Raw genomic sequence first — 26,932 nt, forward strand, 5'->3', positions numbered from 1 at the left:
CTCCAAGCGATACGTCGATTGCGGCGGCTACATCGGGCGGGCCATGGCCGGCGCAGGGGCTACGCGCCGATCACGTGGTACCCGCTCGCTGAGCCGACAAACACCTACGGCAATCAGCTCTCGGCCCGCTCCGCCTGCCGGTTGGCCTTCTCGGTCTCCGCCAACTCTTCGACCCGATCGGCGCGCGCCCGTTTGGCGGCCGCGGTCCCGCGCTTGTCGGACGCAGCCTCCAGCGTCGCCTTCGCCCCCTCCACGACCGTGCGTTCATCGGCCAGGATCGCCTCGTGCGCATCTTTTCTGGCCGCCTCGACTGCAGACGCCTTCTGGGTGGCGGCGGCCTGGGCCTCCTGCTTGAGCGCAGTGGTGCGCTGCTGCGCGTTCTCGGCCGCGTCGCCGGCACGCTTGCGTGCCGCCCGGCGGGCCTCCTGCGTCTCCTGCTGGCGCGTCTCGTGCGCTTCCTGCTGTTCCTCGACCGCCTCGGTGAGGTCGGATCTCAGTGCCGCATCAGCCTTCTCGCGCTTGGCGTCCGCAGCTGCATCCAGCCTGGCCGCGCCCGCCAACGCATCGCTGCGGTCCACCAACGCGGTACCACTGGCCTGAAGGTTCACGTCTCCGAGCACTGACCCGACCGCCGCGTCGAGAGTGCCCAGCGAACGCTCGTAGAACAGACGTGCCGGTGTGTCTTCATCGAGCCGGGTCATCACCCGATCCTCGATGAGCTGCAACGGCAACCGAGCCAGCCGATACTGCAGCCTCAAGATGACGACCGGCACATTGACGATGTTCATGGTCCACTCCTGTGTCCGGATGGCGTTCACGGCAAGTCGGCTTCTTCGGTGATCGACTCGGCGCGCTGACGGAGCCGCTCGGCCTCCTGCTTGGCGCTCTCGGTCACCTTCACCGCGGTATCGTGCTCAGCGGCGGCTGCCACCAGGTCCTCCTGCGCCGCCTCGACCTCAGCGTGTTCCCGGTTCTTCGCCTGATGGACCTCATGTTGCGCCTCCGCCTGAGCCGCCACCGCCTCCCGGGCGACGGCGCTGCGGGCCGCCTGCTCGGCGAGGTGCTGCTCGTCCTGCTTCTGGGCCTGGATGTCGCCCTTGGCTTCCACGGCCTCGGTGTCCACCTCGACGCGTACCCGGGCGAGATCCGCTTCGGCCTTCGACAACTCGGTCAAAGCCTCGGTCGTCTCGGCGTCTGCGACGGTTTCGGCGACGTTGGCTTCCTTGCGCTCGCGCGCCTGGGTCTGCTCCAGCTGCCCCTCTGCGGTCAGCGAATCGTTTCCGATCACCGCGCCCGCGATCTCCTTCGCCTTGCCTTTGACGGAATCGATCAGACCCTCGCGGGCCTGTCCGGACTTGTCACGGTCTGTCATCGGTGAAACTCCTCTCGCCGGCCAACTGCTGATTGGCTGCCCCCGAGGCATTCCCCGCTGCGCCCGTCTCAATCTTCATGTGACCAATCGCGCCCCGCCGACCTCTGCGCCGACGGGTTGTGGGGCCACAATGGTTGTCATGGTGGTTTCGGACATCGGCGCCGTTCGCCGACAACTCGGTCAGGCGGTGTTCGGCATGGTCGCCGGACCGGAGGGGCCCGCGAACCGGGCGCGGATCCACAACTCGCCGGGACCCAGGTGGTTCGGCGAGGAGCGGCCGATTCGACGGGTGCACGGCGACGCGTCGATGTTCGTCGGTGGTCTGCGCGCGCTGTTGCTGCAGTCAATGCATCCGCTGGCGATGGCCGGGGTCGCCGAGCACTCCGATTACCGGGGCGACCCGTGGGGCCGACTGGCCCGCACCAGCACGTTTCTGGCCGAGACCACCTTCGGCACGGCCAGCGACGCGCAGCGCGCGGTCGACCGGGTGCGAGGCATCCACACCCGGGTGCGCGGAACGGCCCCGGATGGTCGGCCCTACCGGGCGACCGATCCGCATCTGCTCGAATGGGTGCACATCGCGGAGGTCGACAGCTTTCTGCACGCCCACCAGCTCTACGGAGCCGCTCCGCTGGACGCACAGGGCCAAGACGAGTACGTCGCCGACACAGCTCGGGTGGCGATGGCGTTGGGGGTGCCGGACCCGCCGCGCAGCCAGCGGGAACTCACCGAGCGGATCGAGGCCTACCGGCCGGAGCTGAAGAGCACCGCTGCCGCCCGGGAGGCAGCACGGTTTCTGCTGCTGACCCCGCCGCTGCCCCTGATCGCCCGAGGTCCCTATGCGGTCCTGGCCGCCAGTTCGGTCGCGATGCTGCCCTCGTGGGCGCGGGCACCCCTGTGGTTGCCGTACCTGCCCCCGGTGGAGACGACGGTGGTGCGCGCGACCGGGAGGATCTTGGTCGGCGGTATCCGCTGGGCGTTGGCTGCAAACGCCTGATCCCCGTTTCGTCGGCGGCAGACCGGGAACAGCACCGGTATGTCATCCGGAGAGTCTTTGCGTGTCGCGGTCACCGGGCCCACCGGGGAGATCGGTCTCTCGACGATCACGGCGCTGGAGGCACATCCCGACGTGACCCACATCGTCGGGATGGCGCGCCGGCCGTTCGATGCGGCCGCGCAGGGCTGGACAAAGACGACCTACCGGCAGGGCGACATCCTGGACCGAGAGTCCGTCGACGCCCTCGTCGACGACGTGGACGTGGTGGTGCACCTGGCGTTCATCATCATGGGGTCACGGGAGGAGAGCGCCCGGGTGAACCTGGCGGGCACCCGCAATGTCTTCGAGGCCACCGTGGCCGCCCGACGGCCACGTCGGCTCGTGTACACCTCGTCGGTGGCGGCCTACGGGTATCACTCCGACAATCCGGTTCCCATCACCGAAGACGTCCCCGTGCGGGGGTCGTCGGAGCACTACTACTCCGAACAGAAGGCGGAGTGTGAGGCAGTCCTGGCCGAGGTCACCTCGCAGTCGTCGCTCGAGGTGTATGTGCTTCGGCCCTGCATCGTCGCCGGGCCGAAGGCCACGGCACTGTTCGACGCCATGCCCTGGAATCAGCTTCCCAGGCCGGTCCGCGGGCTCACCCAGGCGCTGCCGCTGCTCAAGCCGCCGTTCCCGGACCCGGGCACCCCGCTGCAACTGGTGCACCACGACGACGTCGCAGCCGCCATCGCGTTGGCGGTGACCACGGGATCGGCCCCTCCGGGGCCCTACAACATCGCCGGCGACGGCGTGCTGTCGATGTCGGAGGTCGGGGAGGCGCTCGGCGCCCGTCCGGTCAAGGTGCCCCGCAGCGCAGCGGTGGCCACCTCGGAGGTGATCTCGCGGCTGCCGTTCGTCCCGTCGGCGCTCGAATGGCTGCATGCGGGGCGCACCTCTGTGGTGATGGACACCGCCAAGGCCAGAACGCAGCTCGGATGGACCCCGAAATACTCTGCAGCACAGACACTTTCCTTGCTGGCCAGCAGCGTCCGTTGAATTCCGAAACATCTGTCAGGAGTGATTTCATGACATCAGTTGTGATCGTGGGTAGCGGGTTCACCGGTTTCCAGTGCGCCCGTCGCCTGGCCCGGACCCTGCGCAGGAACGACGCCTCGGTGGACGTCACCATCATCTCCCCGGTGGACTACATGCTCTACACACCGCTGCTCCCCGAGGTGGCCGGTGGTGTCGTCGACGCTCGGTTCGTCACCATCCCACTCGCCAACGGGCTCGATGGAGTGCGAGCCGTGCGCGGGCGGGTGGAATCCGTGGATTTCGACCGGCACACGCTCTGTTACACCGACCCCGAGGATCGTTCGCGCGAGATGTCCTGGGATCGGCTGGTCCTGACACCCGGTTCGGTCACACGGCTGTTCGACATCCCGGGTCTCGCCGAGCACGGCCGCGGTTTGAAGTCCACGGCCGAGGCGCTGTATCTGCGTGACCATGTGCTCGAGCAGTTCGAGCTGGCCAATATCGACGACGATCCGCAGCGCATTCGCGCCCGCCGCACGATCGTGATCGTCGGCGCGTCGTACTCGGGCACCGAACTCGCCGCGCAGTTGCGCGCGCTGGCCGATTCGGCGGCCGCACAGATGGGATTCGACCCGGCCGAGGTCCGCGTCGTGCTCCTGGACATGGCCGAACAGGTGATGCCGGAGGTCGGTGACAAACTCGGGGCGGCCGCCATGCGCGTGCTCGCCGACCGCGGGATCGAGGTCCGGCTCGGCACCACGCTGAACGAGGTCCACGCCGACCACGTGATCCTCAGTGACGACTCGCGCCTCGACGCCCACACCGTGGCGTGGGTGACCGGTGTCACCGGGGCACCGCTGATCGCCGACCTCGGATTGGACACCGAGCGAGGTCGGCTCAAGGTGGACACCGAGCTACAGGTACCCGGCCATCCCGATGTCTTCGCGGCGGGCGACGCCGCCGCGGTCCCCGATCTCACGCAGCCGGGCAAGATCACCCCGCCCACCGCGCAGCACGCGACCAGGCAGGGAAAGGTGCTGGCCCGAAACGTCGCCGCCAGTCTCGGCTACGGCTCGAAGAAGCGCTACAAGCACCGCGACATGGGGCTGGTGGTCGACCTGGGTCCGCGCTACGCGGTCGCGAACCCGCTGGGCATCCAGCTTTCCGGATGGCCGGCGAAGTTCGTCACCCGGGCCTATCACCTCCATGCCATCCCGAGATCGGTGAACCGATGGGCGGTGTCACTGGCCTACCTCACCGACGCGGTGTTCGATCGGTCGGTCGTCTCGATGGGGCTGTCGACACAGGAGGACGCGAAGTTCGCCACCAGTGAAGGCATCCCGATGCCGAAGGCGAACTGATCCGTCCGGTTCGCCCAGGTCACCGGGCCGTCGGGCAAGATGGTCGCCGATGCCCTCCTCGCTCGGCGACGTGCTCGCCTCCCTGCAGCTCCAACGCGTCGACCCGGCGGTCTTCGTCGGCCGGCAACTGCCCGCCCCGGCCAACCACATCCTCGGCGGGCACATCTCGGCGCAGGCCCTGTTGGCGGCCAGCCACACCGCGCCGGGCCGGGCACCGCACAGCGTGCACACCTATTTCCTCCGCCCCGGTGACGCCCGTCGGCCGGTCGAGTTCGACGTGGCTGATCTGCAGGAGGGCCGGACGTTCTCGGCGCGCCGGGTGACCGCCCGCCAGGACGGTCAGATCCTGCTCGAAGCGATGTCCTCATTCAAGGTCGCCGACCCCGAATCCGCGCAGGTGGTGTATCAGCCACCCATGCCCCGGGCGCCGGCTCCGGAGTCGTTGCCCTGGGTGGCACCACACTTCGCCGAGTCCGAGGAGGTCACCGAGGGGCAGTGGGCCAGTCTGCGCTGGTTCGAGCGGCGGATCGTCGACGCCGAGCAGGCACCGCCGGCGCGGTCCCGGATCTGGTGGCGGCCGGACGGTGAGGTGCCCGACGACCCGGTGCTGACGGGGACGCTGGTTGCGTATCTGTCCGCCGTGACGTTGACCGAACCGGCCTACGCGGCCCGCGGCAGCATCGGGGTCTCGGCGCAGCGCGACCATTCGGTGTGGTTCCACGCCCCTGCCGTGCTGTCGGATTGGCTTCTCTACGACCAATCCTCACCCAGTAGCGCCGATTCCCTGGCGCTGGCGAGCGGGACGATGTTCAACCGGGACGGCGGTCTGGTCTGCACGGTGCGCCAGGAGATGTACTTCCCGCCGCCTCGGCGCTGACGCACTACCCGAAATCGATGACCTGCCGCACCGCTTTGCCGTCGGCCAGATCGTCCATCGCGGTGTTGATCTGGTCCAGGGTGATCGTCGAGGACACCAACGATTCCACGGGCAACCGACCCTCGCGCCACAACTGCACGAAACGCGGAATGTCACGAGCCGGAACCGACGAACCCAGGTAGCTTCCGATCAGCGAGCGGCCCTCGGCGACCAAACCCAGTGGGGACAACGCGATCTGGGCGTCCGGGCGAGGTAGCCCGACGGTGATGGTGCGGCCCCCCGGCGCCGTCAACGCGATCGCGGTCTCCAGCGCAGCGGGGTGGCCGACGGCCTCGATCACCACCGCGGCCTTGAGCCCGCGTTCGGTCGCTTCGTCGGGGGTGCAGGCGTCGTGCACACCCACCGCGCAGGCACGCTCGAGTTTGTCGGCCAACGGGTCGACCCCGACGACGCGGACGTCGTCGTGGGCCAACGCGGTGAGCACCGCGGCCATCCCGACACCGCCCAAGCCGACCACGACGACGGTCTGGCCCGGACCCGGCCGGCCGGCGTTGAGCACCGCGCCGCCACCGGTGAGCACCGCGCAACCCAGCAGCGAGGCGACCACCGGCGGCACGTCGGCGTCGACGGGAACCACTGACCGCCGGTCGACGACCGCGTGGCCGGCGAAACCGGACACCCCGAGGTGGTGGAGCACCGGCGCGCCGTCGCGGCTCAACCGGGTGCCACCGTCCATCAGCGTGCCCGCACCGTTGGCGGCGCTGCCGGGGATGCACGGTGCCAGTCCATCGGTCGCGCAACCGGCGCAGTGCCCGCAGCGTGGCAGGAAGGTCAGCACCACCCGCTGACCGGGTGCCAGATCGGAATCACCGCCAACCGCCTCGACCACTCCGGCCGCTTCATGGCCGAGCAGCATGGGCACCGGCCGCACCCGGTTACCGTCGATCACCGACAGGTCCGAGTGGCACAATCCGGCCGCCTCGATGCGCACCAACAGCTCGTCCGCAGCCGGCGGCGCCAGATCGAGGTCGGCGATCGTCAGCGGCCCGGAGGTGGCGTACGGGCGAGGTAGACCGATCTGGTCGAGCACGGCTCCGCGGATCTTCATGAACACCAGCTTGCCCGCACTGCCAGACTCAGGCCATGACGAGTGAGGAGCAGTCGCTGCGCAGCGGTGATTTTCCGGTGCACTGGCCGGTGCTGACCAGGTGGACCGACAACGACATGTTCGGTCACCTCAACAACGCGGTGTACTACGCACTGTTCGACACTGCGATCAACGCGTGGATCACCACCGCCGCCGGCATCGACCCGCTGACCGCGCCGTGGCTCGGGGTGGTGGCCGAATCCGGATGCCGCTACTACGCCGAGCTGAAGTTTCCCGATCCACTGGCAGTCGGGCTGGCCGTCGAGCGACTCGGCCGCACCAGTGTCACCTACCGTCTCGGGGTCTTTCCGACACCGCACGATCCGGCCGGTGCCAGCGATCATCCGGTCGCCGCCGTCGGGCACTGGGTGCACGTGTACGTCGACCGCGCCACTCGCCGCCCGATACCGATACCCGACCAGATCCGTGTGCTGCTGGAGGGCGCGAAAAAGCCTTCTTCTTAGCTGTTTTGGGCAGCGACCCGCGCTCGCTCCCGCATCGAGGCGACCACACCTCCGTCGTTGAGGATGTCGGTGCCGGTGAGGTATCCGGCTTTGTCGCTGGCGCAGAACGCGAACAACTCGGCCATCTCCTCGGGGGTGCCCCACCGCGGGACCGCGGCGTCGGTCACCATCGCACCGGCTCCGGCCTGCTCCTCCAGCCTGCCCATCTCGGTGTCGACCGATCCCGGGGAGACCGAGACGATGCGCAGCCCGCGGCTGTTGAACCTCTCGGCCTGCGCGGAGCTGTACCACCTGACAAAACACTTGCTCAGCGCGTACGCCAACCCGGAGCGCGCCTCCTCCGGTGCGACGCTGCACGCCGACATCATCGCCGCCATGAACGCGGTCTCGTCCTGCAGCGCCAGTGGGAACTCGGCCGTCGGAACGATCTCGTCGGGCAGCATGTGCGCCGCCATCGACGCCACGTTGACGATCGCGGCGCCCTCGGCGGCGGTTGCGCAGAACACCTCACCGACGTTGAGCGTGCCCAGCGCGTTCGTTCTGATGATGTAGTCCGCGCCGCCCATGCTGGGGCTGACCCCGGCGGCGTGGATCACCGACGCGACCGTCCCGAGGCCGGTAGCGGTCTCGAACAGTTGCTCGACCGCCCGCCGGTCGGTGACGTCACAGTTGACGGCCGTGTGCGTCACCCCCAGGTCCTTCAGCGCGGCCGCGGCGGCGTCCAGGCGTTCCTGCCTGTTGTCGCAGAGCACCACCGTGTGGTCCCGACCGGCGACCTTGGCCGTGGCCAGACCCATGCCACCGGCGCCACCTGTGATTATCGATACCGGATTCATGGGTTGGACGGTATACGGCGGTCGGCACCGCGACACGTCGCGGGCCGCGTGTGCCACCATCACGAGGTGGCCCGCTCGGTTCATCTGCTGACGCTGTTGTCCGTCGTCGCAGTCCCGTTGGTCGGCTGGTTCGCCGCCGATTGGTCGGCGGCCACAACGCTACTGGTGTACTGGTTCGAGAACGTCGCGGCGTGCGTTTTCATCACGGCCAGGGCGCTGATCCATCGACGGTGGAACCCGCGCCGCGGCCATTACAGGTACGCCGCGCCGAACACGGGGCGGCGTGGTTCGCAGAGATCCTCGTTCGTCTCGGGGTTCGCCGTCACCAGCCTGGCCTTCTGCGCCGCGCACGCAGTGTTCCTCGGCGTGATCTTGTCAGTGCTCGACCACAACAGCAGCAGGATTTCCGAGATCGACTGGCGCAGTGTGCAACTCGGGTGCGCCGTCGTGCTGGTTCTGATCGTCGTGGACTTCGTGGTGGATCTACCGACTCTGCGGAGTTGGCCGTTCCGGCAGATGGAGCAGACAGCCCAACTCGGACTGGGTCGCGTCGCGGTCGTCCATCTCACACTCATCGTCGGCCTCGCCGGGATCGTGATGACCGACGCACCGTCGGCACTGTTCGGCACCTTCGTGGTGCTCAAGAGCCTTTTCACGCTGAGTGGTGCGCTGCCTCAGTGGGAGCCGGCCACAGCGCCCCGGTGGCTCAGCGGCGTCATGAACCGAATCCCCCGCGTCCAACATGGAACCAGCTTCGACGAGCGGTGGGCCCAGGACCGCGCCGACGAAGCCGCACGACGGGGCAGGAACGAGCAACCCTGGGTGGTGACCAGCGGTCAGCGCTCGTGAGCGTCGGTGACAGTTTGGCCGGGCGGACGGTGTCACGTCTACCGTCGCAGGATGGACTTCGATGATTACCGCGCGCACGACGCCACCGGGCTGGCGAAGCTCATCGCCGACAAGGAAGTCTCGGCCGCAGAGGTGATGTCGGCGGCCCGCGAGCGGGCAGCCGCGGTCAACCCGCACATCAACGCGATTGTGCGTGACGTCCCCGTCGCGTCCGGTGACACCCCGGGTGTCCCGTTTGCCGGCGTCCCGTTCCTGATCAAGGATCTGGCCCAGGATTACGCGGGTCTACCCACCTCGTCCGGTTCCCGCTCGCTGATGACGACCCGCGCCCCCGAGCATGCGACGGTCGTCCAGCGCTGGATCGATGCCGGCCTGGTCATCTTCGGCAAGACCAACACTCCGGAGTTCGGGGCGAAGGGAATCACCGAGCCGGTCGCCTGGGGGCCGGCCCGGAACCCATGGGACCTGGGGCGGACACCAGGTGGATCGTCGGGAGGTTCGGCGGCCGCCGTCGCGGCGGGAATCGTGCCGTGCGCGGGGGCCAACGACGGCGGCGGATCCATCCGCATCCCCGCGGCATGCTGCGGGCTGGTCGGCTTGAAACCCGGCCGGGGTCTGACCCCCTCGGGACCGGCGACCGGCGAGTCGATGCACGGGGCCGCCGTACAGGGCGTGGTGTCACGCACGGTGCGCGACACCGCGGCGATGCTGGATGTCATCAGCGGCGGGGAACCATCCGCGCCGTACGTGCCGGGCATGCCCGATTCGCTGTTCGCGTCGTACGTGGGTGCTGATCCCGGCACGCTGCGGATCGGCGTGCGGGTGCCGACGTCGATCAACCCTGTGCCGCACCCCGAGGCTTTCAAGGCCGTCGAGGCGACCGTGCAGACGCTCACCGACCTCGGCCACCACGTCGAGGAGCTGCCGCAGGCGCCGTTCGACGATGCCGCCCTCGCCCGCGACTTCCTGCTCACCTGGTTCGTCTACACCGCTTGGGAACTCGCCGAAGCGAAGCAACGCACCGGCGCGGGTGACGAGTCGTTCGAGCGCGACACACTCGTCCTGGCCGCGCTCGGCCGTGCGACAAGCAGCGTCGACTACGTCGCTGCCGTGCAGCGGCGCCACGAGCACACCCGCCGGCTGACCAGCTACTTCGAGTCCTACGATCTGCTGCTGACTCCCACCCTGGCGACGCCGCCCCCCAAGATCGGTGAGTTCGACCTGCCGGTCGCGTTGCAGCGAGGCGCCGACCTGCTCCTCAAGACCCGCGCCGCCGGCCTCCTGCGGCACACCAAGTTCGTCGACGACATGGTGGAGAAGAACCTCACCTGGGTGCCATACACACAGTTGGCGAATCTCACTGGCAGGCCGGCTATTTCACTTCCACTGCACTGGACCCCCGACGGCCTGCCATTGGGCGTGCAATTCGTCGCGCCGTTGGCCGGCGAATCGCGGCTGATTTCGCTGGCTGCCCAAATCGAGCACGCGATGCCCTGGGCGGATCGCGTGGCTCCCCTGCACCGGTGAGCTCACCGCAGCGTACGGGCGGCCTCAACCAGCGAATCTCGCAGCCACTGCACCTCTTGGCACAGCCGCTGCGCGTCGGTGTAGAGCGCACCGTAGATCGCCCAGCGGTCGGGTAGGTCGAGGCGCTGCGCATCGGCGGCACCACCGAGCGCCTGTAGAGCGGATCGAGCGCGGTTTCGCGGGTCATGTCCAACGCGGGAAAGCTCGCGTGAGACGGCCGACGAGATCGGTCACCGCATGACTCCTCCCAGCTGTGTCCGCTCTCGACATGGGATGCCACGTCCGTCGCCACTCAAACCCACGACGCTGCGCACGCTCAGGACGCTTGCGCTGCGCCAGCCACCTGGGGCAGTTGCGCACCGACCTGCGGGGGCCGAGGTCACCGCGGCGTTCCGGGAAAACCGTCGACCTTCCCGCCAACTAGGGTCCAGCTATGAGCCTTGTCACCTATGAGCTGGAAGACCACGTCGCCACCATCACGCTGAACCGGCCTGAGGCCCGCAATGCGATCAACGGTGCGCTGCGCGACGAGCTCAACGCGGCTTGGGACCGGTTCCGCGAGGAGGAGGACGCCTGGGTCGGGATCCTCACCGCGAGCGGAGACGTCTTCTGCGCCGGCGGCGATCTCAAAGACGGCGCCGGGGCGGTGGGCACCTTCGGGGGGACGTTCTGGGAGAAACCGACCATCAACTCGTTCGAAAGCGGGATGGAGCTGTTCAAGCCCACCATCGCCGCCGTGCACGGCCCGTGCATCGGCTACGGCCTGACCGGGGTGCTGTTCTGCGACTTCGTCATCGCCAGCACCGAGGCCAGCTTCCGCTTCCCCGAGGTGACGCTCGGTGTGCCCACCATCGTCGGAGCGATCCGGCTGCCCCACCGGGTCGGGTGGGCCAACGCGATGGAGTTGCTGCTGACCGGCCAGCCGATGAGCGCCGAGCGGGCCAAGGAGATCGGTTTGATCTGGAAGATGGTCGACCCCGCCGACCTGCAGGCCGAGGCACGGGCCTGGGCGAAGACCCTGACCGGAGCCGCACCGCTGGCCCAGCGTGCCACCAAGGAGGTCGCGTGGCGCAGTGCCGACATGGGCTGGGTCGAGTCTGTTCGCTTCGGCGAGACGATGCGTAAGGTGGCGGGAGCGACCGAGGACGTCGCTGAAGGCCTGCAAGCCTGGCGCGACCGGCGCCCGCCGCAGTGGCGGGCGCGCTGAACCCGCGGCGGAATATCACCGCGCCGAGAAGTGTTGGAGCACGACGTGACTGAACACGGCGAACTGAGCCCGACGGACTGGGTCCGCGAACAGACCGAACGCATCCTGGAGCAGGGCACCACCGACGGCGTCGAGATCATGGGCCGGCCCGTCGTCCTGTTCACCACCACCGGCGCCAAGTCCGGCAAGAAGCGCTACGTGCCGTTGATGCGCGTCGAGGAGAACGGCCGGTACGCGATGGTCGCCTCCAAGGGAGGCGACCCCCAGCACCCCTCCTGGTACCACAACGTCAAGGCCCACCCCCGGGTCACCGCCCAGGACGGCGAGAAGGTCATGGAACTGACCGCGCGCGAGGTCGACGGCGCCGAACGTGAGCACTGGTGGGAACTCGCCGTCACGGCATACCCGCCCTATGCCGAGTACCAGACCAAGACCGACCGGCTGATCCCGGTGTTCGTGGTGGAGTAGCCACCGAGGGGCCACCTCCCGGACAGAGTCCGGAGGGTGGCCCGTCGACTTTTCCTCTGATTCTCAGGCGGGTGCGAAGAGACGAGGCTCCAGCCACGCCCCGTCCCTGAACCGGTGCAGTGCCTTCGCGCCGGCCAGCACCGCCAGGTCGGCGAGCGGTTCGAGGATGATCACCGACATGTAGGCGATGCCGAATGCGGCCAGGCTGGCGACTGTCTCGGCGCTGAAACCCTCACCGTAGAGCGCCCAGAAGGAGACCCAGGACACGATCCCGGCTTGGTAGGTCGCCGAAAGCCCCAGAGCCTGGCGATATTTCAAGTCGACGTAGGCGGTCTTGGGCGCGATGGTCCTGCTCGCCACGTACTGCAGTGCGAACAACGGCACCAGCAACGTGGTGACGTTCATGCCGAACTGCGGAAGGTCGAAGGGCGCAACCAGCACACCTTGGATCAGTAGCCCCAGAGCAAGCCCGAAGGCCGCCGGCGCGGCGCCGAACAACAGGAACAGCGTCGATCCCAGGATCAGATGCACCTCGGAGACTCCCACCGGGAAATGCGGGAAGACCTGGAAGAACACGAACACCATCGCCGTCGACGCGACGGCGCCGAAAACCAGCGACGCCGAACCACGCTCTTTGACGTGCTTCCATGCCGAGGTCAACGCATAGGCGCCGACACCGCCGGCGGTGAGGTAACTCAGGACGATCTTCGACCCTTCGACAACTCCGGGTTCTATGTGCATGGGTGGACCTTTCTGTTCGGGCGAGTCAGTGGTGGTCGTCGGCCACCGCGTGGTCGCCGTCGTCGGTGATCACGGGGGCGGTGAGGATCTCTCGCTGTTGCACGACGTCTTCGAGTGCTGCCACCCAGTGGTCGTAGTACTCCCATTCGCCACGCACGGCTTCGGGCGTGGCCTCCCAGCCACCGATCGTGTCGATCAGGCTCTGCTGGAATTCGCTCCACTGGTAGTGGCCGAACTCCGAGAGGGCCAGTGCCAGTCCGAACGCCCGGCGCTGCCATTCGTGGTCGAACGACGGCGCCGCCTGGTCGGTGGTGCAGGTCTCGTGGAGTGTCATGACTGCTGCCCCGCCAGTGCGACACCGATCATGGATTCGGTGGTGACCAGGTCCATGAGCTGCTCGTCAGTGAAACCCTCTGTACCGGAGGGTCGCTCGGGGATGACGAACCACCGGGAGTGCCCACTGGAATCCCAGACCTTGATCTCGGTGTCGTCGGCGAGCTCGACGCCCACCTCGGCCAACACAGTTCGCGGTTCGCGCGCCGCCCGCGAGCGGAACACCGGATCCTTGTACCAGTAGGGCGGCAGACCCAGCACCGGCCATGGGAAGCACGAACACAGCGTGCAGATGATCAGGTTGTGCACACCCGGCACGTTGGCGACGGCCTGCAGGTGTTCCCCCTCGGCGCCGGCCATGCCGTCAGGCAGTTCCAGTTCCGCTATCGCCGCCGGCGTATCGACGACGACGCGCGCCGCGAAATCCGGGTCCTGCCAGGCCTTGACGACGATCTTCTTGCCGTTCAGCGGTGTCATCTCCGACTCGAAGTAGGACAGCACCTTGTCGACGGTCTGGCTGGTGATGATCCCCTTCTCGACCAACAGGTTCTCCAGTGCCGTGACCTTCTCGGCACTCGACTGCTCACGATCGGATGGGTAGGCGAACTGGTCAGTCACTGGTCCTCCTCGACGGGTTGGAGATAGGCCTCGAACAACTCGGCATAAAAACTGTTGGCACCCGGCTCGGCCCGCACGCCCCAGAGTTCTTCCGGGGTGAACTCCACGATGTAGATCGGCATCGGGTCGCCGATGCCGTCGCCGGTGTGGACGAAGTAGCCGTAGTCGCCTTCGAAGATCCGGGTCACCGTGCCGACCTTCGTCCGCAGCGCCCCCGGCAGCCGGGTGTGAGCTCCGGCCGGGACATTGGTGATCCGCACCGTCTGCCCGACCGCGAACTTCGGGTGTGCGACGTCGCGCCGGGGGCTGTCGCCGCGACGCAGGTAGTCGATCACCTGATCGTCGATCGCCGGGACATCGGCCTCGGTCGACGGCAGCGCCGAATCGGCTAGCCGCGAAAGGATCTCGTCTTCGGACACATACCCTTTGTCGATGAAGAACTGGGTGATGCCGCCGAGCCACTTCTCGTAGTAGCGAAACTTGAAGTAGTCGAACGGGTTCATCGCCTCGGCGCCGGTACGCAGGTCCGCCCACGTCCATTCGTCGCGGAACTTGGTCGGCACATCAGCGATCGGATACTCGGGCAGTGCGGAACCGAGGTGATTGCTCAGCCCCATCATCGCGACGTGGATGCCGAAGATCCGCTTCTCCCACTCTTCGACGAACACCCGCTTCTCGAGGCTCAGCGGCTGGGGCAGGCCCTCGAGACCACCCAGATAGTGCTGCAGTTTCATGCCGTCGCACCTTTCGTTTCAGCACCGGCAGCCGGAGCCGTCGGTGTTTTGGTCATCACTTTGGCCAGGTACTCCGAGACGATGCCGAACGTGGCACCCAGCACGCAGGCGACCGCTGCGACGAGCCCGGGGTGGGAGATGCTCGTCGCGGTGACCAACTGTCCGGTCCCCGCGACCGTGGACACGGTGGAGGCGAAACCCACCACCACGGCCGGTGTGGTGGCGAGGATGTCGACCCAGGAGGCCTGCACCATCACCGCGCTGCCGACTCCCACGGCGACGGCAGTGAGGACGAGGCCGCCACCGAGCAGGTGGGCTGCATACAGACTCCCGCAGGCGATGGCGACGCCCGCCATATTCGACAGCACTGAGCGCACCCAGCCGGCGGGGCCGCCGCCGACGAAGAAGAAGGAGGCCCAGGCGAGGAACACCACCCAGATCGGGACGGTGATCACGGTGGCGGTGAAAGCCACCGCGACCCCGCCGAGCACACCGATGCTCAACGTGAGCGCAGACCGCGAATCCATTCAGTTCCACCTTGCGTAGTCGACGAGATCGAGACATCGAGACGCTTCGAAAGCGGCCCCGACGCCGGGCTCACCGTCAAGCCCGTGGACAACGTTGATCGCGCCGTGTTTCCAGGCGGTAACGCAGGTTTTTCAGTCGACTGCCGACATGGACATCTTTTGCACAGAACAGGACATCCCGGCCATCGGGCCCCGGCCGCCGCGAGCGACCCGACCGCTACGGACAGGTCGTGCGCAATTCCGGACATCGGCGCGCGCGGGGTGGCTGTGCTAACCCAGGCTAGTGCAATGCATCTCGGGAGCGACCGCCGGCCACGGCGGGTCGCGATGCTTGTGTTCGACGGGGTCCGCACCCTGGACGTCACGGGGCCGCTGGAGGTCTTCGACGTGGCTCGCACGCTGGGGTGTGGCTACTCGGTCGGGCTTTACTCGACCACCGGTTCGTCGTCGATCCGGTGCTCGTCGGGATTATCCCTCGATGCGGCTCCAGTGTCTGCGCTGCCCTCCCGACTCGACACCCTGGTGGTTCCCGGCGGCGATTCCCTTGTGGCCGAGGGGGTTCCGCAGCATCTGCAAGCCGTGATCCGCGCACACGCACCACGCGCCTCCCGGATCGCCGCGGTCTGTGCGGGGTCGTTCGCGTTGGCTGCCGCGGGTCTGCTGGATGGGCGCCGCGCGACCACCCATTGGCGACACCTCGACACGTTCGCCGCGCGACACCCGTCGACGATCATCGACCGCGATTCGGTGTACACCCACGACGGCGCCATCTGGACCTCCGCGGGCGTCGCAGCCGGCATCGATCTGGCGTTGGCTCTGGTCAGTGACGACTATGGGACCGGTATGGCCCAGGAGATCTCGAAAGACATGGTCGTGCTCAGCAGACGCATGGAGGGCGATCCGCAGATCTCCGTGGCCGCCCGGACACCCCGGCCCAAACATCCGGAACTCGACCGGTTGCTCGCCACGGTCAACGCCGAACCGGCCGGGCACTACGAACTCGACACGGTGGCAGCCCGACTCGGTATCAGCCCTCGCCACCTCGCCAGGCTGTTCAAGGCGCAGGTCGGGGTGACGCTTCGCCAGTACGTCCAGGAGGTCCGGTTGGAGAACGCCGTCAGCCTGGTCCTGGCGGGTGAGTCTTTTCACGCGGCGGCACAGCGCAGCGGCTTGAGCTGTGGCGCCCGGGTGCGCGATCACTTCGCGGCGCACCGCATCCCGCACGCGACGGCGCCGGGCGCCTGACGGTCGCTACTGGCCGATTCCGGTGGTGCGAAAGCGATTTCGGTAGACGCTGGGGGAAACGCCGAGGTTGCGGCGGAAGGTGCGCCGCATGGTGTCCGGCGTCCCGAAGCCGGCGCGCCGCGCGATGGCTTCCTGGCTCTGGTCGCCGGTTGCCAGCAGCACCTTTGCGGCTTCCAGGCGCGCCTGCTCGACGAACCGGGCGGGCGTCGTTCCGACCTGATCGCGGAACATCCGCACCAGGTGCCGCTCGCTCACCGCCGCGCGGGCCGCCATGTCCGCTGTCGAATGCTCGGCGCCGGGATCGGCGATCACGGAGTCCACGATGTCGCGGAGGCCTCCCGTCGCCGGCAGCGCTGCCTCCGCCCAGACGCTGAACTGGGCCTGCCCGCCCGGGCGCTGCAAGAACACGACCATCCAGCGCGCCACCCGGCGTGCGACGCCCGGGCCGTAGTCACTTTCCACCAGAGCCAATGCCAGGTCGATTCCGGCAGTGATCCCGGCTCCGGTGATGAACGGGCCGTCCTGCACGAACAGTGAGTCCGGGTCGACCTTCACGTTCGGATAGGCACTGGCCAACGTCTGGCAGTGTGCCCAGTGGGTGGTCGCGCGGCGGCCGTCCAGCATCCCCAGGGCCGCGAGTACGAACGCGCCCGTGCACACCGAGGCCACCCTGCGCGCCCGCGGTGCGAGTTCGCGGACCATCGTCACCGCGTCGGGTACGGCGTCGGGTGTCGGTTCTTCCGGGATGTCGTGCAGGCCGGGGGTGAAGTTGAAGTCGGCCGGCACTCCGCCCGGCACGAGCAGGGTGTCGATGGATGCGGGTACCTCGGCCAGCGGGATGTCCACGTTCAGCGTCGCGAAGGCCGTCGTTCCGACGGCCTCCCCCGTCGGCGAGGCCAACAGCACGGTGTAGCGCGCCCCGAAGTCGTTCGCGCGGGCGAAGATCTCCAGCGGTGCCGCCACATCCTGCAGCGTCACCTTGTTGTAGAGCGCGAACACCACCGTTCGGGCTGCCTGACCAGCCGGCACCCGCTGCTCATGTCTGGAATCGTCGGCCACGTGTCCGAAACTGCCCTTCCGTTGACCCCGCACTGAGCGTGGGGATCAATGTAACGGGCTTGTGTTGCCACAGCGTTGCAAACGCCGGCACCGGTTCAGGTCGAATCGCCGCCGAACAGCCGCGACCACCAGCCGCGCCGCGGCGCGTCCGTGCCACCCGCAAGCAGTTCCGTTGCGCGTTCGGGTAACTCAGCGGCGACCGCGGCAGCGACCTCCTGCACGCTCGGATTGACCAGCGCCGCGGTCCCCACAAAAACCGTCGGAACAATTTCGTCACCGCCGGTGACCGCGCGCACCCGCGCCGCGGCACCGGGATCTTCCCAGATGTTGATCTCGGTCGTCGGGATCGCACGCCGCCGCAGCCCCCTGCGCAGCAGGCTGCAGAACGGGCACCCCGGTCGCCACAACACCTCGACGCCGTCGACAAAACCCGTTGCGCTCACCGGCCGTCCTCCTTCACCGAAGCCTCGCCGCTGGAGCGTACGGCGTCGGCCCGGCGTCGACGAGTGAGCGTCCGACACCATCCGAAGACCCCGGCAGCGGCGACGATCCCGGCGAGAGCAACCGCAACCGGCACGCTGCCGACTGCCCCGACGGCCGAGGACACCGCCTGCTGAACACGTGCGGCCGCCTCGATCACCGGATCGGCGGCGTTACCGCCGCGGAACAGCCGCAGTTCGTAGAAACCGTAATACGCCACGTAGGCCCCGGCCACCACCAACAGCACCCCGCCGATCCGTGTCAGATGCCCCGTCGCACCACGCAGCCACTGCGTCACCGGCGCGGCCGCCAGCGCGATGGCGGTTGCGAGGACACCGACCAGCAGCGCCATGCCTGCGGCGTAGGCCAGGTAGGCGACGATGCCTTCCAGCACCGAACCGGTCCGGAAGGTCGAGCCGGTGACCGCGAGGAACGGACCGATCGTGCACGACAGCGAGGCCACCGCGTAGGCCACGCCGTAGCCGAACATCGAGCCCAGCCGCGCGGTCGGTGCGCCGCCGCCGGACTTCGGCACCAGGACGGTCACCTCCCGTCCGGTCAGCATCCAGGCGCCCAGCGCCACCAGGGCTGCCCCGATGACGACCGTGACGACGGGCAGGTATTGCTGGATCACCGTGGTGAACGGGGCCAGGATCAGCGCAAACAAACCGAACACCACCACGAACCCGGCCGCCATCACCGCCGTCGCGGCCAGCGCGCGTCCCACCGCGGCGATTCGGCTGCGAGACGCGCTGCCCTCACCCGCCACCACCAGCGTGAGGTAACCCGGCAGGAGCGCGAAGCCACAGGGGTTCAGCGCCGCGACCAGCCCGGCGGCCATCGCGAAGGCGATCGTTTCACCGTTCATCAGCTGTCTAGGAGCGTGGCGACCCGGGTGGTGAGTGCGGGCTCCGACAAGCTGCCCCGAACGACGTCGACGGACCCGTCCGCCGTGACGAACGCGAATGCCGGTTGTGTGGTGACGCCGAAGCGCTGCCACAGTGCACCGTCGAGGTCGGCGATGTTGGGGAAGAACCCGATGCCGTACTCGTCGATGAACCGCTGCATCGCCGGCTCCTGATCCAGCGCCGCCACCCCGACGAACGTCGCCTCGGGAGTGGCACGAGCGACGCTCGCGACATCGGGGGCCTCGCGCTGACACGTCGGGCACCAGGGCGCCCAGAACCAGAACACGACGGGCTTGCCCACCAGCGACTGTCCCGAAAACTCCTGCCCGCCGACAGTTTTCGCAGTGAAGTTCAGTTCCGCCGGGACAGCCGCCGGGGCCGACGGCGCGGCGGCGTCAGTTCGCGGTGCGCTGGAGGTCACCGACGCGGCGTCCCCGCCGCCGGTTCCCCCGCAGCCGGCGAGCATCCCGACCGTCGTTGCGAGCACCGCCAGCGCGTACGTGGTTCTCAATGATCCGACCTTCCGTGGCTGTGTGGATGCGCTCACCCAAGCAGGATGAGCGCCGAAGCTGCGTCTCCATTGTCAGCGAAGTGACACTGTGCTGAACGGAGAATTCTCGGGGGCCGCCTGGCAGGAGGCCTCCTGGCGATATCAGTCAGGCCAGCAGCGATTCCGGGGTGTCCCAACGGACGCCGTCGAATCGGCCGAAATCATGGTCGTAGGTGACGACGCTTCCCCGGTGCTCGATGGCCAGCGCCGCCAGATGGGCATCGTTGATGAGGTTGCCGCCCGCGCCCACCTGGACCACAAGGTCGGACAAGACGTCTGCGTGCCGGGCGCTCGGTTGCACGAGTACCGCACTCGGCGCCGCGCACCACTCCCGGATCTGAGCCAGCGCGTCTCGTGGGGCGAGCGGGGAAGGGAACAGGCCGTGTTTCGTGGTGAGCCGGGCGAAGGCCAGCAGCGGGACCCACGCCAACCCGACGATGTCGGCTCCCGACAACGCCCGGTCCAGCCAGCGCCGACTCGCCTCGTGATGCTCACTCGCTGAATTGACCGCGTACACCAAGACGTTGGCGTCGACCAATTTCATGCGCCGCGCCGCTGCTTTCGGACCAGTTCCTCGTCTTCGAGTTCACCGGCCAGTTGCAGCGCTCGATCCAGGCTCACCGACGGCACACCCAGGTCTGCTGCGCGGGTGGCGAAGGCCGCCGGCGCCGGCCGTTGGGCCGCACCTTCACGGATCGCGTCGTTGAGCGCTTGCTTGAACGACGTCCCACGCTCTGCCATCCGTCGTTTGATCAAAGCGAGGGTGTCGTCGTCCAAGGTCACCGTCGTCCGCACCCTGACAGCATAGCGTCAATCATACTGACAGCATGCTGTCAATTAGGAGGCCACGGCGGTTGCGGCCGTGCGCCGGAACTCGCTGGGGTTGACGCCCCGAACCCTCTTGAACGCGGCACTGAAGCCGAAGGGTTCGGAGTAGCCCACGGCGCGGGCGACCGCCGCGACCGTGGCTTCCGGCTTTTCGACCAGCAGGTCCGCCGCAAGTGTCATCCGCCACCGGGTCAGATAGGTCAGCGGCGGTTCGCCGACCAGTTCGGTGAAGCGTTTGGCCAGTGTCGACCTCGACACCCCGATGCGGTCGGCCAACGTCGCCACCGTCCACGACGCCGCCGGGTCGGCGTGCAGCAGGCGCAACGCCTCGCCGACCACCGGATCCCGCTGAGCGGCCCACCAGGCCGGGGGGCGGCCCCCCGGTCGGTCGAACCACTCGCGCAGTGTGCACACCAGCATCCAGTCCAGCAGCCGGTCCAACACCACCTGCTGACCGGGGACATCGACGGCCACCTCCGCGGCGAGGTGGTCAAGTACCGCGTCACCGGTGCCTCCGGCCTCCACCCGGAGCACGGATGGCAACACGTCGAGCAATCGGCGGCTGATCTCACCGCGCACCGGGTAGGCGCCCACGATCAGGGTCGTCGCGCCGGTTCCGGTGTTGTTGTCGTCGCTCCAGCCGAGGCGGTGCCGGGTGCCGCCATGCTCGGAGGTCGCGCAGAATTCGCCGCAGGCAACGGGTTCGGCTGAAGTCCCGATTTCATCGACCAAAGTGAAGGTCGCCGGACCCCGCACCACCACCGTCTCGTAATCACCCAGCCGCTCCGGCGGACCGTCCTCGGGCACGATCCAGCCGGCCCCCCCGAGGACGGTGCACAGAGTCAGCGGTGCGCCGTCGACGAAGTGCAACGCCCACGGCGCAGTCAGGGTGGAGCTGCCGAACAGCGAGCCATGGGCCCGCACGCCGCGGAACAGATCGCCGAACACGTCCATCCGGCCAAGCCTAGACGATTACACATGCAGAGCAGCTTCTCACCTATGGCTCCGTCCATCCATGCGGCGTTCAATCGATGGCATGACCAACAACAACACCCTTGTCCTCGGTGCCACCGGCAAGTCCGGGCGACGGGTGGCCGCGCGGTTGCGGATGCGCGGCATCCCGGTGCGTGCCGCCTCCCGGTCCAGCGATACCCGCTTCGACTGGTCCGACACCGGCAGCTGGGACGCCGCCCTGCAGCGCGTGAGTGCCGTCTACGTGGTGGCTCCCGCCACGGTCGGGCCCGTGCGCCAGTTTGTGCCACGCGCCGAAGCAGCGGGAGTCCAGCGACTGGTCCTGCTCTCCGGGCGTGGTGCCGACACTTGGGGCGACTCTGAGTTCGGGCTGGATATGCGCGACGCCGAGGCGGCGGTGCGCGGCTCGGCGCTGGAGTGGACGATACTGCGGCCCAACAACTTCGCACAGAACTTCGACGAGGAACTCTGGCACGCACCTCTGCTCGCCGGCGAGCTGGCGTTGCCGGCCGGCGAGGTGCCGGAGCCGCTGATCGACCTCGAGGATGTCGCCGACGTCGCGGCCGCCGTGTTGACCGAGCCCGGTCGGCACGCCGGTCAGATCTATGAGTTGACCGGGCCGCGAGCCATCACCTTCGCCGAGGCGGTGGAGTTGATCGCCCGCGCCTCTGGACAGCCCATCACCTACAAGCAGATCACTCCCGCCGAATACACCGCCGCGCTGGTCGACGACGGGCTGAGCGAGGACGACGCCCACCACCTCGCCGAGATGTTCGTGACGATGCAGCGTGGCCTGCTGGCGGACCCGACGGACGGAGTCGCCACCGTCCTGGGACGCGAACCGCGCACCTTCGAGGACTACGTGCTGCGGACAGCGGCATCGGGGACATGGCAACGATGAGTGTTACCAACCTCGCCCGGCACCGGCAAGCCACGTACCGGATATCAGAGCGGCCGGCGTTCGGTCACGCCGCAGGTTTTCTACGCTTCGACCGAGAGTTTCTGGAGCACAGCGTGGGCTGCGGTGATCCGCGCGGCGACCGGGAAGTTCTTGTTCGCGAGCATGACAATGCCGATCCGCTCCTCGGGAACAAATGCGGCGTAGGCGCCGAACCCGTTGGTGGAACCCGTTTTATTGAACAGCGCGGGGCCCGAGGTGGGTTGTCCGGTCAGCGGAACGGCCGGGTTGGACTGCAAGGCCATGTCGGTGGAGTTGCCGGCCAGCAACTGATCCACGCCGACCGGGAAGGGATACCGCTCCCAACCGAGACCCTGCACCATGTCAGCGACCTTGAAGTAGCCCACGTGCGTGCCTTCGACGGCATCGCGCATCGGCGCCTCGAGACCGGCGGGGGCGATGTTGGCTTCGACGAAGCGAAGCATGTCCGCCGCGGTGGACTTGACACCGTAGGCTTCGGCGTCCAGAACCCCGGGGCTCACCCGGGTCGGCCTGTTGTCAGCGTCGTAACCCCAGGCGTAGCCACCCATCTGGGACTCAGGCACCTCGATGTAGCTGCGTGTCAGCCCCAGTTCCGGGAAGAGCTGCCCTTCGACCAGGCCCGTGAAGCTGCTGTTCATCGCCAGGGCGGTGAGGTGGCCGAGCAGGCCGATGCTCGGGTTGGAGTAGCGACGTTGTTCGCCCGGCGCCGCATCGGGTGTCCATCGTTGGAAGTAGGTCTGCATCTGGGTTTGATCTGTGACGTCGTCCGGGAACTGCAGAGGCAACCCGCCGGCCGTGTAGGTACCGAGGTTGAGAAGCGTCGCCCTGTCGATCGCACTGCCCGCCAACTCCGGCATGTAGGTGCCGGGATGCTCATTGAGCGAGATTCGTCCCAGCGCTTGTGCGTACGTGGCTGCGGTCGCAGTGAATGTCTTACTGAGCGAACCGATCTCAAAGATCGTTTCGGGTGTCACCGAGGCTCCGCTTTCCCTGGAGACGACCCCGTAGGTGAAGTGGTGCTGTCGGCCGTCGACGGTCACTGCAACGGCCAAACCAGGGATGTCGTACCGGGACAGCAGCGGTTCAAAAGCTTCGTCCACCACCACGGCCAGAGCATCGGGGCGTCCGGCGGCAGGTCCCGCGATAGACAACGTGCACAACAACCCGACGACCGACAACAGTGCTGTGGCCGCCCTGATGATGCTTCGCACTTGAAAATCCTTCCGTGATTCGAACATTGCCGGTCAGCTTCGTCGTCGGTGTTCACGCTCGATCGACCGGCCCGGAGGCCCGTGGCCGCGATCTGATCAGCACCGCCGGGGTCCGCAAGCGTCGCTGTGGCATCGATCGCGTGGACGGCGCTGGGCGCCGCCGGCATCATCGGTGCGCTCGGAGGTGACCTGAAGCGACGTATCGGACTCAGACGCGCTTGGGTAGGCACCACCCTCGCCATGTCCGCCGCAACCATCGTTGTCGCGCTCGGCCAGGCACTCGGTGCACCGACGGCGGGAGTGCTGATCGCTCACAGCGGGCACGTGGCACCCACCGGCGGCACGATGAGGTCGATCAGGTAGTCGGCGGCAATGTCGTCGACGCACGCGTTGGTTCCGCCGGTCACCACGGTGTGGCCCTCGCCCTCGACGGTGAGCAGTGCGCTGCCCAGCGTTCCGGCCAGGCTGACGCCTCCGCTGTGCGGTGTTGTGGGGTCTCCGGTTATCGAGACCACAAGCGTCGGCGGCAGCCCGTCGATATCGGTGGCGTACGGGAAACCCAGAGTCGGTTCGGTAGGCCAGTGCTCACATCCGTCGCGCGCACCGGTCAGATCGACGCCGGGATCCATGAACGGTGCCGCGTCGAAGATCGCCCGACGCAGAGCGTTGCCCTGCTCTTCGGTGAGTCGATCCTCGTCCATACAGTTGATGGCGTAGTTGGCTTCGGGCAGGTTGGTCCAGCCGATTCCGGGCCCGCTCAGCGCGAAGTCGTAGCCGATTTGCAGGAGTTCGTCGCCCCTACCCTGCTGCACCTGCGTGATGCCGGCGATGATGCGCGGCCAGGCAACGTCGGAATAGAGACCCGAGACCACGCCACCGATCCCTTCGTCGAAGTCGAGATCGGTGTTCAGCGCCGGAATCGGTGAACGGTGGAGCGGCTGCATGATCTGCTGGAACGCCTCCAGCGCCCGGCCCGGATCGTCGCCGAGGGGACAGTCTTGCTGGGTGACACAGAACGCGGCCATCTGGTCGAAAGCTCTTTGGAAGCCGGCGTAAGCGCTGACGCGGCGCTCGAATGTCGCCTGGTGCGGGTCGATACCGCCGTCGAGCAGCATCGCCCGGACGTTCTGCGGGAACTGCTCGGCGTACACCGCACCGAGTCGCGTTCCGTAGCTCTGCCCCAGAAACGTGAGTTGCTCGTCGCCGAGGACCGCCCGCAGCACATCGATGTCGCGGGCAGCGTCGCGGGTACCCACGCTGACCAACACGTCGGCTCCTCCAGAGCTTTCGGCGCACCGCTCGAAGACGTGTTCGGTGTCCTCTTGTGTCCATTGCACAGTCGTGCCCTGCGTGGTGAGCCAGACGTCACCACGTTCAGCTTCGGCGTCGGAGTAGCAATCGATGGCCGGCTCGGAGGCACCGACCCCGCGCGGATCGAGGCCCACCAGGTCGAAGCGTTCGGTCAAGCGGCTTTCCGGCAGCGACGCCGCCGTGGCGGCCGCAGCGAACAGGGCTGATCCGCCCGGCCCGCCGGGGTTCATCACCAGGGAGCCGAGCGCCTCACCACGCGCAGGCACCCGCATGACCGCCAGTCGCGCAATCCTGCCCTGGGGATCCTGGTAATTCAGCGGCACGTCGAGGCGCCCGCACTCGGCTGTCTCGGCACCCGCGAAGACCGCTCGCTCGATCGATGTGATCGCGTAGTCGTCACACGATCCCCAGGAGATCTGCTGGTCGTAGAACCGCGCGAGCCCACCCGGCGCGGTCGCGTTCGGCGAGTCCGCGGCGCAGGCTGTCATCGAGAGCGAGAGCAGCACTGCCGCACTGACGGCGACGGCGCCTCGGACTGTCGGCCAGGAGTTCACGGTGCGTATGAAACACCGTGCCGCCGCGGCACAGTCAAACGGGTTGTCCCTGTCGGCATGGTCGCTCAGAGCGGCGGCCAGTGCCGCAGCGCGCAGTCGGCGACCCGCTGGAGTTCGTCGCGACTCGCCCCGGTCGCAGCCTGGACCGCGATGCCGTTCCCGACGGTCATGAGGTAGCGCGCGAGAAGCCCGGGGTCGGCCTCCGGCGGCAGATCACCGTCGTCGACTGCCTTGCCGAACCGCTCGCGCAGATGCGACCAGGCCTGCTCACGGCAGGTCATCAACGCGTCGCGGGCGGGTCTGCCCGCGTCTCCTGCGGAAAGTGCACCCTGGACGGTCAGGCACCCCGCGGGGGCATCGGGCCGTGTGGTGGTGCGGACCGATCCCGCGAGGAATTCTTCGGCCACCCGGCGAGCCGTCGGCTCCTGCAGTGCGTGGGCGAGGTAACCGCCAGGACCCTGCAGGTAGCGCTGCAGCGCCGCGCGAAACAGCTGTTCCTTGTTCCCGAACGCGGCATACATGCTGGTGCGGTTGATGCCCATCGCGCGCGTGAGATCGGTGAGAGTGGCGCCCTCATAACCCTGCTCCCAGAAGACCGACATCGCCCGCTCGAGCGCCTCTTCGACGTCGAAACCCCTGGGCCGCCCGATGGCCGCTGCGCTCGTTGAATCCATGCCATCGCGATCGTACCTTTTCCAAACCGGCCGGTATGGAACTATTCCGCACCCCTTCCGAGTTGCGTACCGATAGGTCCACAACTGATACCGTTGTTCCGTACCGATCGATCCTGAAGGAGGAGAAACCCGTGACCACCCCCGTCTCCCAATCACTCACCGACTCGTCGGCACGGCCACTGGCGGGGCGTCGCGCCCTGGTCACCGGCGGCTCCCGGGGGATCGGCGCAGCAATCGTGCGCCGCCTTGCCGACGACGGAGCAACCGTGACGTTCACCTACCACTCCTCACCGCAGCGCGCCGCGGAACTCGTCGCCCAGGCGTCAGAGTCGGGATCGTCGGTGACGGCCGTACAAGCCGACAGCGCCGACGCCAAGGCGATCCGGCGCGCGGTCGACGCCACGGCAGATCGCCTCGGCGGGTTGGACATTCTGGTCAACAATGCCGGGGTCGCCCATCTCGGCCCCGTCGAGTCCTTTCCGATGGATCAGTTCGATCACCTGGTAGCCGTCAACGTCCGCGGTGTGTTCGCCGCGATTCAGGCCGTCGTCCCCCACATGGACGGGGCGGGGCGGATCATCACCATCGGCAGTGTCAACGGCGACCGTGTTCATCTCCCGACACTCTCGGTCTACGCGATGACCAAGGCAGCGGTGGCCGGATTGACCCGCGGATTGGCACGCGAACTCGGCCCTCGGGGGATCACGGTCAACAACCTCGCCGTCGGCCCCACCGAAACCGAGATGAATCCCGACGACGACAGCGAAATCGCCGGCGTGAACCGCGCGACAACTGCCCTGGGCCGCTACGGTCAACCGCACGACATCGCCAGCGCGGTCGCCTATCTCGCGCTGCCCGAAGCCGGGTTCGTCACCGGAGCGACGTGGCACGTCGACGGCGGGTTCAACGTCTGAGCGACCACCCCCAGGCGTGTCTGAGAGAATCGCGAAATACCTCAAGCCTCAGGCACACAACACCCGAAAAATCGGTCAGACGCCACTAGTTGTTGGTTGTGGTGGGTGGTGGTTGGTAGGGGGTGTACCACTTCCATTGGGCGCGTTCGCCGGTGGGTCCGGGATACGGCGGGACTGTCGGTGGTGCTGTGGTGGGTGGTCGGGCCAGCGA

Annotated in this window: 31 protein-coding genes; 12 read left to right on the plus strand and 19 right to left on the minus strand. The window is 67.8% G+C overall.

Translation table 11 applies throughout. From position 1 onward, the window contains the following. Positions 1-113: 113 nt before the first annotated feature. Together BEMPMBAN_RS18935 and BEMPMBAN_RS18940 are read right to left on the minus strand one after the other, a co-directional pair. Positions 114-788, minus strand: a complete 675-nt coding sequence (locus BEMPMBAN_RS18935; protein ID WP_159232797.1) for an IF2 family translation initiation factor — start codon at positions 786-788, stop codon at positions 114-116. Positions 789-814: 26 nt separating this feature from the next. Beyond that, positions 815-1,372 carry a CsbD family protein gene (locus tag BEMPMBAN_RS18940; RefSeq protein ID WP_159232798.1) on the minus strand — a complete coding sequence of 186 codons (558 nt, stop codon included), beginning with the start codon at positions 1,370-1,372 and terminating at the stop codon, positions 815-817. A 139-nt stretch (positions 1,373-1,511) separates the two neighbouring features. Between BEMPMBAN_RS18940 and BEMPMBAN_RS18945 the strand changes: the two genes are divergently transcribed. The 4 genes from BEMPMBAN_RS18945 to BEMPMBAN_RS18960 are packed head-to-tail and all read left to right on the plus strand — an operon-like array spanning position 1,512 to position 5,624. Beyond that, positions 1,512-2,369, plus strand: a complete 858-nt coding sequence (locus BEMPMBAN_RS18945; protein WP_159232799.1) for an oxygenase MpaB family protein — start codon at positions 1,512-1,514, stop codon at positions 2,367-2,369. 39 nt (positions 2,370-2,408) lie between these two features. Then, complete coding sequence (locus tag BEMPMBAN_RS18950; protein WP_159232800.1) at positions 2,409-3,407, plus strand: NAD-dependent epimerase/dehydratase family protein; 999 nt, start codon at positions 2,409-2,411, stop codon at positions 3,405-3,407. A gap of 29 nt (positions 3,408-3,436) precedes the next feature. Continuing rightward, a complete protein-coding gene (locus tag BEMPMBAN_RS18955) occupies positions 3,437-4,747 on the plus strand; it encodes an NAD(P)/FAD-dependent oxidoreductase (RefSeq protein WP_159232801.1) in 1,311 nt (436 codons plus the stop codon). A 49-nt stretch (positions 4,748-4,796) separates the two neighbouring features. Next, entirely contained in the window at positions 4,797-5,624 is an 828-nt protein-coding gene (locus BEMPMBAN_RS18960; RefSeq protein ID WP_159232802.1) for an acyl-CoA thioesterase, read from the plus strand. Between the two features lie 4 nt (positions 5,625-5,628). Here BEMPMBAN_RS18960 and BEMPMBAN_RS18965 read toward each other — a convergent pair whose 3' ends face one another. After that, on the minus strand, positions 5,629-6,732 hold the full coding sequence (locus tag BEMPMBAN_RS18965; RefSeq protein ID WP_159232803.1) for an alcohol dehydrogenase catalytic domain-containing protein: 1,104 nt from the start codon (positions 6,730-6,732) through the stop codon (positions 5,629-5,631). A gap of 35 nt (positions 6,733-6,767) precedes the next feature. On the opposite strand from BEMPMBAN_RS18965, the gene BEMPMBAN_RS18970 reads away from it, so the two are divergent. Beyond that, positions 6,768-7,235 (plus strand): acyl-CoA thioesterase, encoded by a 468-nt coding sequence (locus tag BEMPMBAN_RS18970; RefSeq protein ID WP_159232804.1) that lies wholly within the window; start codon positions 6,768-6,770, stop codon positions 7,233-7,235. On the opposite strand, the gene BEMPMBAN_RS18975 is transcribed toward BEMPMBAN_RS18970, so the two are convergent. Continuing rightward, complete coding sequence (locus BEMPMBAN_RS18975) at positions 7,232-8,071, minus strand: SDR family oxidoreductase (RefSeq protein WP_159232805.1); 840 nt, start codon at positions 8,069-8,071, stop codon at positions 7,232-7,234. The two genes, BEMPMBAN_RS18970 and BEMPMBAN_RS18975, sit on opposite strands and share 4 nt — an antisense overlap. A 66-nt stretch (positions 8,072-8,137) precedes the next feature. Here BEMPMBAN_RS18975 and BEMPMBAN_RS18980 point away from each other — a divergent pair, with 66 nt between their 5' ends. The 4 genes from BEMPMBAN_RS18980 (at position 8,138) to BEMPMBAN_RS18995 (ending at position 12,122) form a co-directional block, all read left to right on the plus strand. Then, positions 8,138-8,920, plus strand: coding sequence for a DUF6498-containing protein (locus BEMPMBAN_RS18980; protein ID WP_159232806.1), 783 nt, complete (start codon positions 8,138-8,140; stop codon positions 8,918-8,920). 51 nt (positions 8,921-8,971) lie between these two features. Continuing rightward, on the plus strand, positions 8,972-10,447 hold the full coding sequence (locus BEMPMBAN_RS18985) for an amidase (RefSeq protein ID WP_159232807.1): 1,476 nt from the start codon (positions 8,972-8,974) through the stop codon (positions 10,445-10,447). Positions 10,448-10,880: 433 nt separating this feature from the next. Further along, the gene (locus tag BEMPMBAN_RS18990) at positions 10,881-11,654 is read left to right on the plus strand and encodes an enoyl-CoA hydratase/isomerase family protein (RefSeq protein WP_159232808.1); all 774 of its coding nucleotides are present in this window, start codon (positions 10,881-10,883) and stop codon (positions 11,652-11,654) included. A gap of 45 nt (positions 11,655-11,699) precedes the next feature. After that, on the plus strand, positions 11,700-12,122 hold the full coding sequence (locus BEMPMBAN_RS18995; RefSeq protein WP_159232809.1) for a nitroreductase family deazaflavin-dependent oxidoreductase: 423 nt from the start codon (positions 11,700-11,702) through the stop codon (positions 12,120-12,122). Between the two features lie 63 nt (positions 12,123-12,185). On the opposite strand, the gene BEMPMBAN_RS19000 is transcribed toward BEMPMBAN_RS18995, so the two are convergent. The 5 genes from BEMPMBAN_RS19000 to BEMPMBAN_RS19020 are packed head-to-tail and all read right to left on the minus strand — an operon-like array spanning position 12,186 to position 15,075. Continuing rightward, positions 12,186-12,863 carry an energy-coupling factor ABC transporter permease gene (locus BEMPMBAN_RS19000; protein WP_159232810.1) on the minus strand — a complete coding sequence of 226 codons (678 nt, stop codon included), beginning with the start codon at positions 12,861-12,863 and terminating at the stop codon, positions 12,186-12,188. 25 nt (positions 12,864-12,888) lie between these two features. After that, positions 12,889-13,197, minus strand: a complete 309-nt coding sequence (locus BEMPMBAN_RS19005) for a nitrile hydratase accessory protein (protein ID WP_159232811.1) — start codon at positions 13,195-13,197, stop codon at positions 12,889-12,891. Continuing rightward, positions 13,194-13,814, minus strand: coding sequence for a nitrile hydratase subunit alpha (nthA, locus tag BEMPMBAN_RS19010; protein ID WP_159232812.1), 621 nt, complete (start codon positions 13,812-13,814; stop codon positions 13,194-13,196). The genes BEMPMBAN_RS19005 and nthA overlap by 4 nt, the downstream gene beginning before the upstream one ends. Then, positions 13,811-14,548: a nitrile hydratase subunit beta gene (nthB, locus tag BEMPMBAN_RS19015; protein ID WP_159232813.1), complete on the minus strand. Its 738-nt coding sequence runs from the start codon at positions 14,546-14,548 to the stop codon at positions 13,811-13,813. The genes nthA and nthB overlap by 4 nt, the downstream gene beginning before the upstream one ends. After that, positions 14,545-15,075: a DUF1097 domain-containing protein gene (locus BEMPMBAN_RS19020; RefSeq protein WP_159232814.1), complete on the minus strand. Its 531-nt coding sequence runs from the start codon at positions 15,073-15,075 to the stop codon at positions 14,545-14,547. Before BEMPMBAN_RS19020 ends, nthB begins: the two co-directional genes overlap by 4 nt. 288 nt (positions 15,076-15,363) lie before the next feature. Here BEMPMBAN_RS19020 and BEMPMBAN_RS19025 point away from each other — a divergent pair, with 288 nt between their 5' ends. Beyond that, entirely contained in the window at positions 15,364-16,320 is a 957-nt protein-coding gene (locus BEMPMBAN_RS19025; protein WP_159232815.1) for a GlxA family transcriptional regulator, read from the plus strand. Between the two features lie 6 nt (positions 16,321-16,326). On the opposite strand, the gene BEMPMBAN_RS19030 is transcribed toward BEMPMBAN_RS19025, so the two are convergent. From BEMPMBAN_RS19030 to BEMPMBAN_RS19060, 7 genes are all read right to left on the minus strand, one after another. Continuing rightward, positions 16,327-17,379: a GlxA family transcriptional regulator gene (locus BEMPMBAN_RS19030; protein ID WP_234897566.1), complete on the minus strand. Its 1,053-nt coding sequence runs from the start codon at positions 17,377-17,379 to the stop codon at positions 16,327-16,329. 95 nt (positions 17,380-17,474) lie between these two features. Next, positions 17,475-17,822: a glutaredoxin domain-containing protein gene (locus BEMPMBAN_RS19035; RefSeq protein ID WP_234897567.1), complete on the minus strand. Its 348-nt coding sequence runs from the start codon at positions 17,820-17,822 to the stop codon at positions 17,475-17,477. After that, positions 17,819-18,727, minus strand: coding sequence for a cytochrome c biogenesis CcdA family protein (locus BEMPMBAN_RS19040; RefSeq protein WP_200846042.1), 909 nt, complete (start codon positions 18,725-18,727; stop codon positions 17,819-17,821). The genes BEMPMBAN_RS19035 and BEMPMBAN_RS19040 overlap by 4 nt, the downstream gene beginning before the upstream one ends. Beyond that, positions 18,727-19,233 carry a protein disulfide oxidoreductase gene (locus BEMPMBAN_RS19045; protein ID WP_159232832.1) on the minus strand — a complete coding sequence of 169 codons (507 nt, stop codon included), beginning with the start codon at positions 19,231-19,233 and terminating at the stop codon, positions 18,727-18,729. Before BEMPMBAN_RS19045 ends, BEMPMBAN_RS19040 begins: the two co-directional genes overlap by 1 nt. A gap of 190 nt (positions 19,234-19,423) precedes the next feature. Then, positions 19,424-19,861 (minus strand): type II toxin-antitoxin system VapC family toxin, encoded by a 438-nt coding sequence (locus BEMPMBAN_RS19050; RefSeq protein ID WP_159232817.1) that lies wholly within the window; start codon positions 19,859-19,861, stop codon positions 19,424-19,426. Next, on the minus strand, positions 19,858-20,112 hold the full coding sequence (locus BEMPMBAN_RS19055) for a ribbon-helix-helix protein, CopG family (protein ID WP_159232818.1): 255 nt from the start codon (positions 20,110-20,112) through the stop codon (positions 19,858-19,860). Before BEMPMBAN_RS19055 ends, BEMPMBAN_RS19050 begins: the two co-directional genes overlap by 4 nt. Positions 20,113-20,154: 42 nt before the next feature. Further along, entirely contained in the window at positions 20,155-21,099 is a 945-nt protein-coding gene (locus BEMPMBAN_RS19060; protein WP_159232819.1) for an AraC family transcriptional regulator, read from the minus strand. An 82-nt stretch (positions 21,100-21,181) separates the two neighbouring features. Here BEMPMBAN_RS19060 and BEMPMBAN_RS19065 point away from each other — a divergent pair, with 82 nt between their 5' ends. Then, positions 21,182-22,018 carry an NAD(P)H-binding protein gene (locus tag BEMPMBAN_RS19065; protein ID WP_159232820.1) on the plus strand — a complete coding sequence of 279 codons (837 nt, stop codon included), beginning with the start codon at positions 21,182-21,184 and terminating at the stop codon, positions 22,016-22,018. 80 nt (positions 22,019-22,098) lie between these two features. Here BEMPMBAN_RS19065 and ampC read toward each other — a convergent pair whose 3' ends face one another. The 3 genes from ampC to BEMPMBAN_RS19080 form a co-directional block, all read right to left on the minus strand. Next, positions 22,099-23,295, minus strand: coding sequence for a class C beta-lactamase (gene ampC / locus BEMPMBAN_RS19070; protein WP_159232821.1), 1,197 nt, complete (start codon positions 23,293-23,295; stop codon positions 22,099-22,101). Between the two features lie 284 nt (positions 23,296-23,579). Continuing rightward, positions 23,580-25,133, minus strand: coding sequence for an alpha/beta hydrolase (locus BEMPMBAN_RS19075; RefSeq protein WP_234897568.1), 1,554 nt, complete (start codon positions 25,131-25,133; stop codon positions 23,580-23,582). A 65-nt stretch (positions 25,134-25,198) separates the two neighbouring features. Continuing rightward, on the minus strand, positions 25,199-25,807 hold the full coding sequence (locus BEMPMBAN_RS19080) for a TetR/AcrR family transcriptional regulator (protein ID WP_159232822.1): 609 nt from the start codon (positions 25,805-25,807) through the stop codon (positions 25,199-25,201). A gap of 131 nt (positions 25,808-25,938) precedes the next feature. Here BEMPMBAN_RS19080 and BEMPMBAN_RS19085 point away from each other — a divergent pair, with 131 nt between their 5' ends. Beyond that, positions 25,939-26,721 carry a 3-oxoacyl-ACP reductase family protein gene (locus BEMPMBAN_RS19085; RefSeq protein WP_234897569.1) on the plus strand — a complete coding sequence of 261 codons (783 nt, stop codon included), beginning with the start codon at positions 25,939-25,941 and terminating at the stop codon, positions 26,719-26,721. Positions 26,722-26,932: the final 211 nt, after the last annotated feature.

This window comes from Mycolicibacterium austroafricanum (genome assembly GCF_902705885.1).
Classification (GTDB): Bacteria; Actinomycetota; Actinomycetes; order Mycobacteriales; family Mycobacteriaceae; genus Mycobacterium; species Mycobacterium vanbaalenii_A.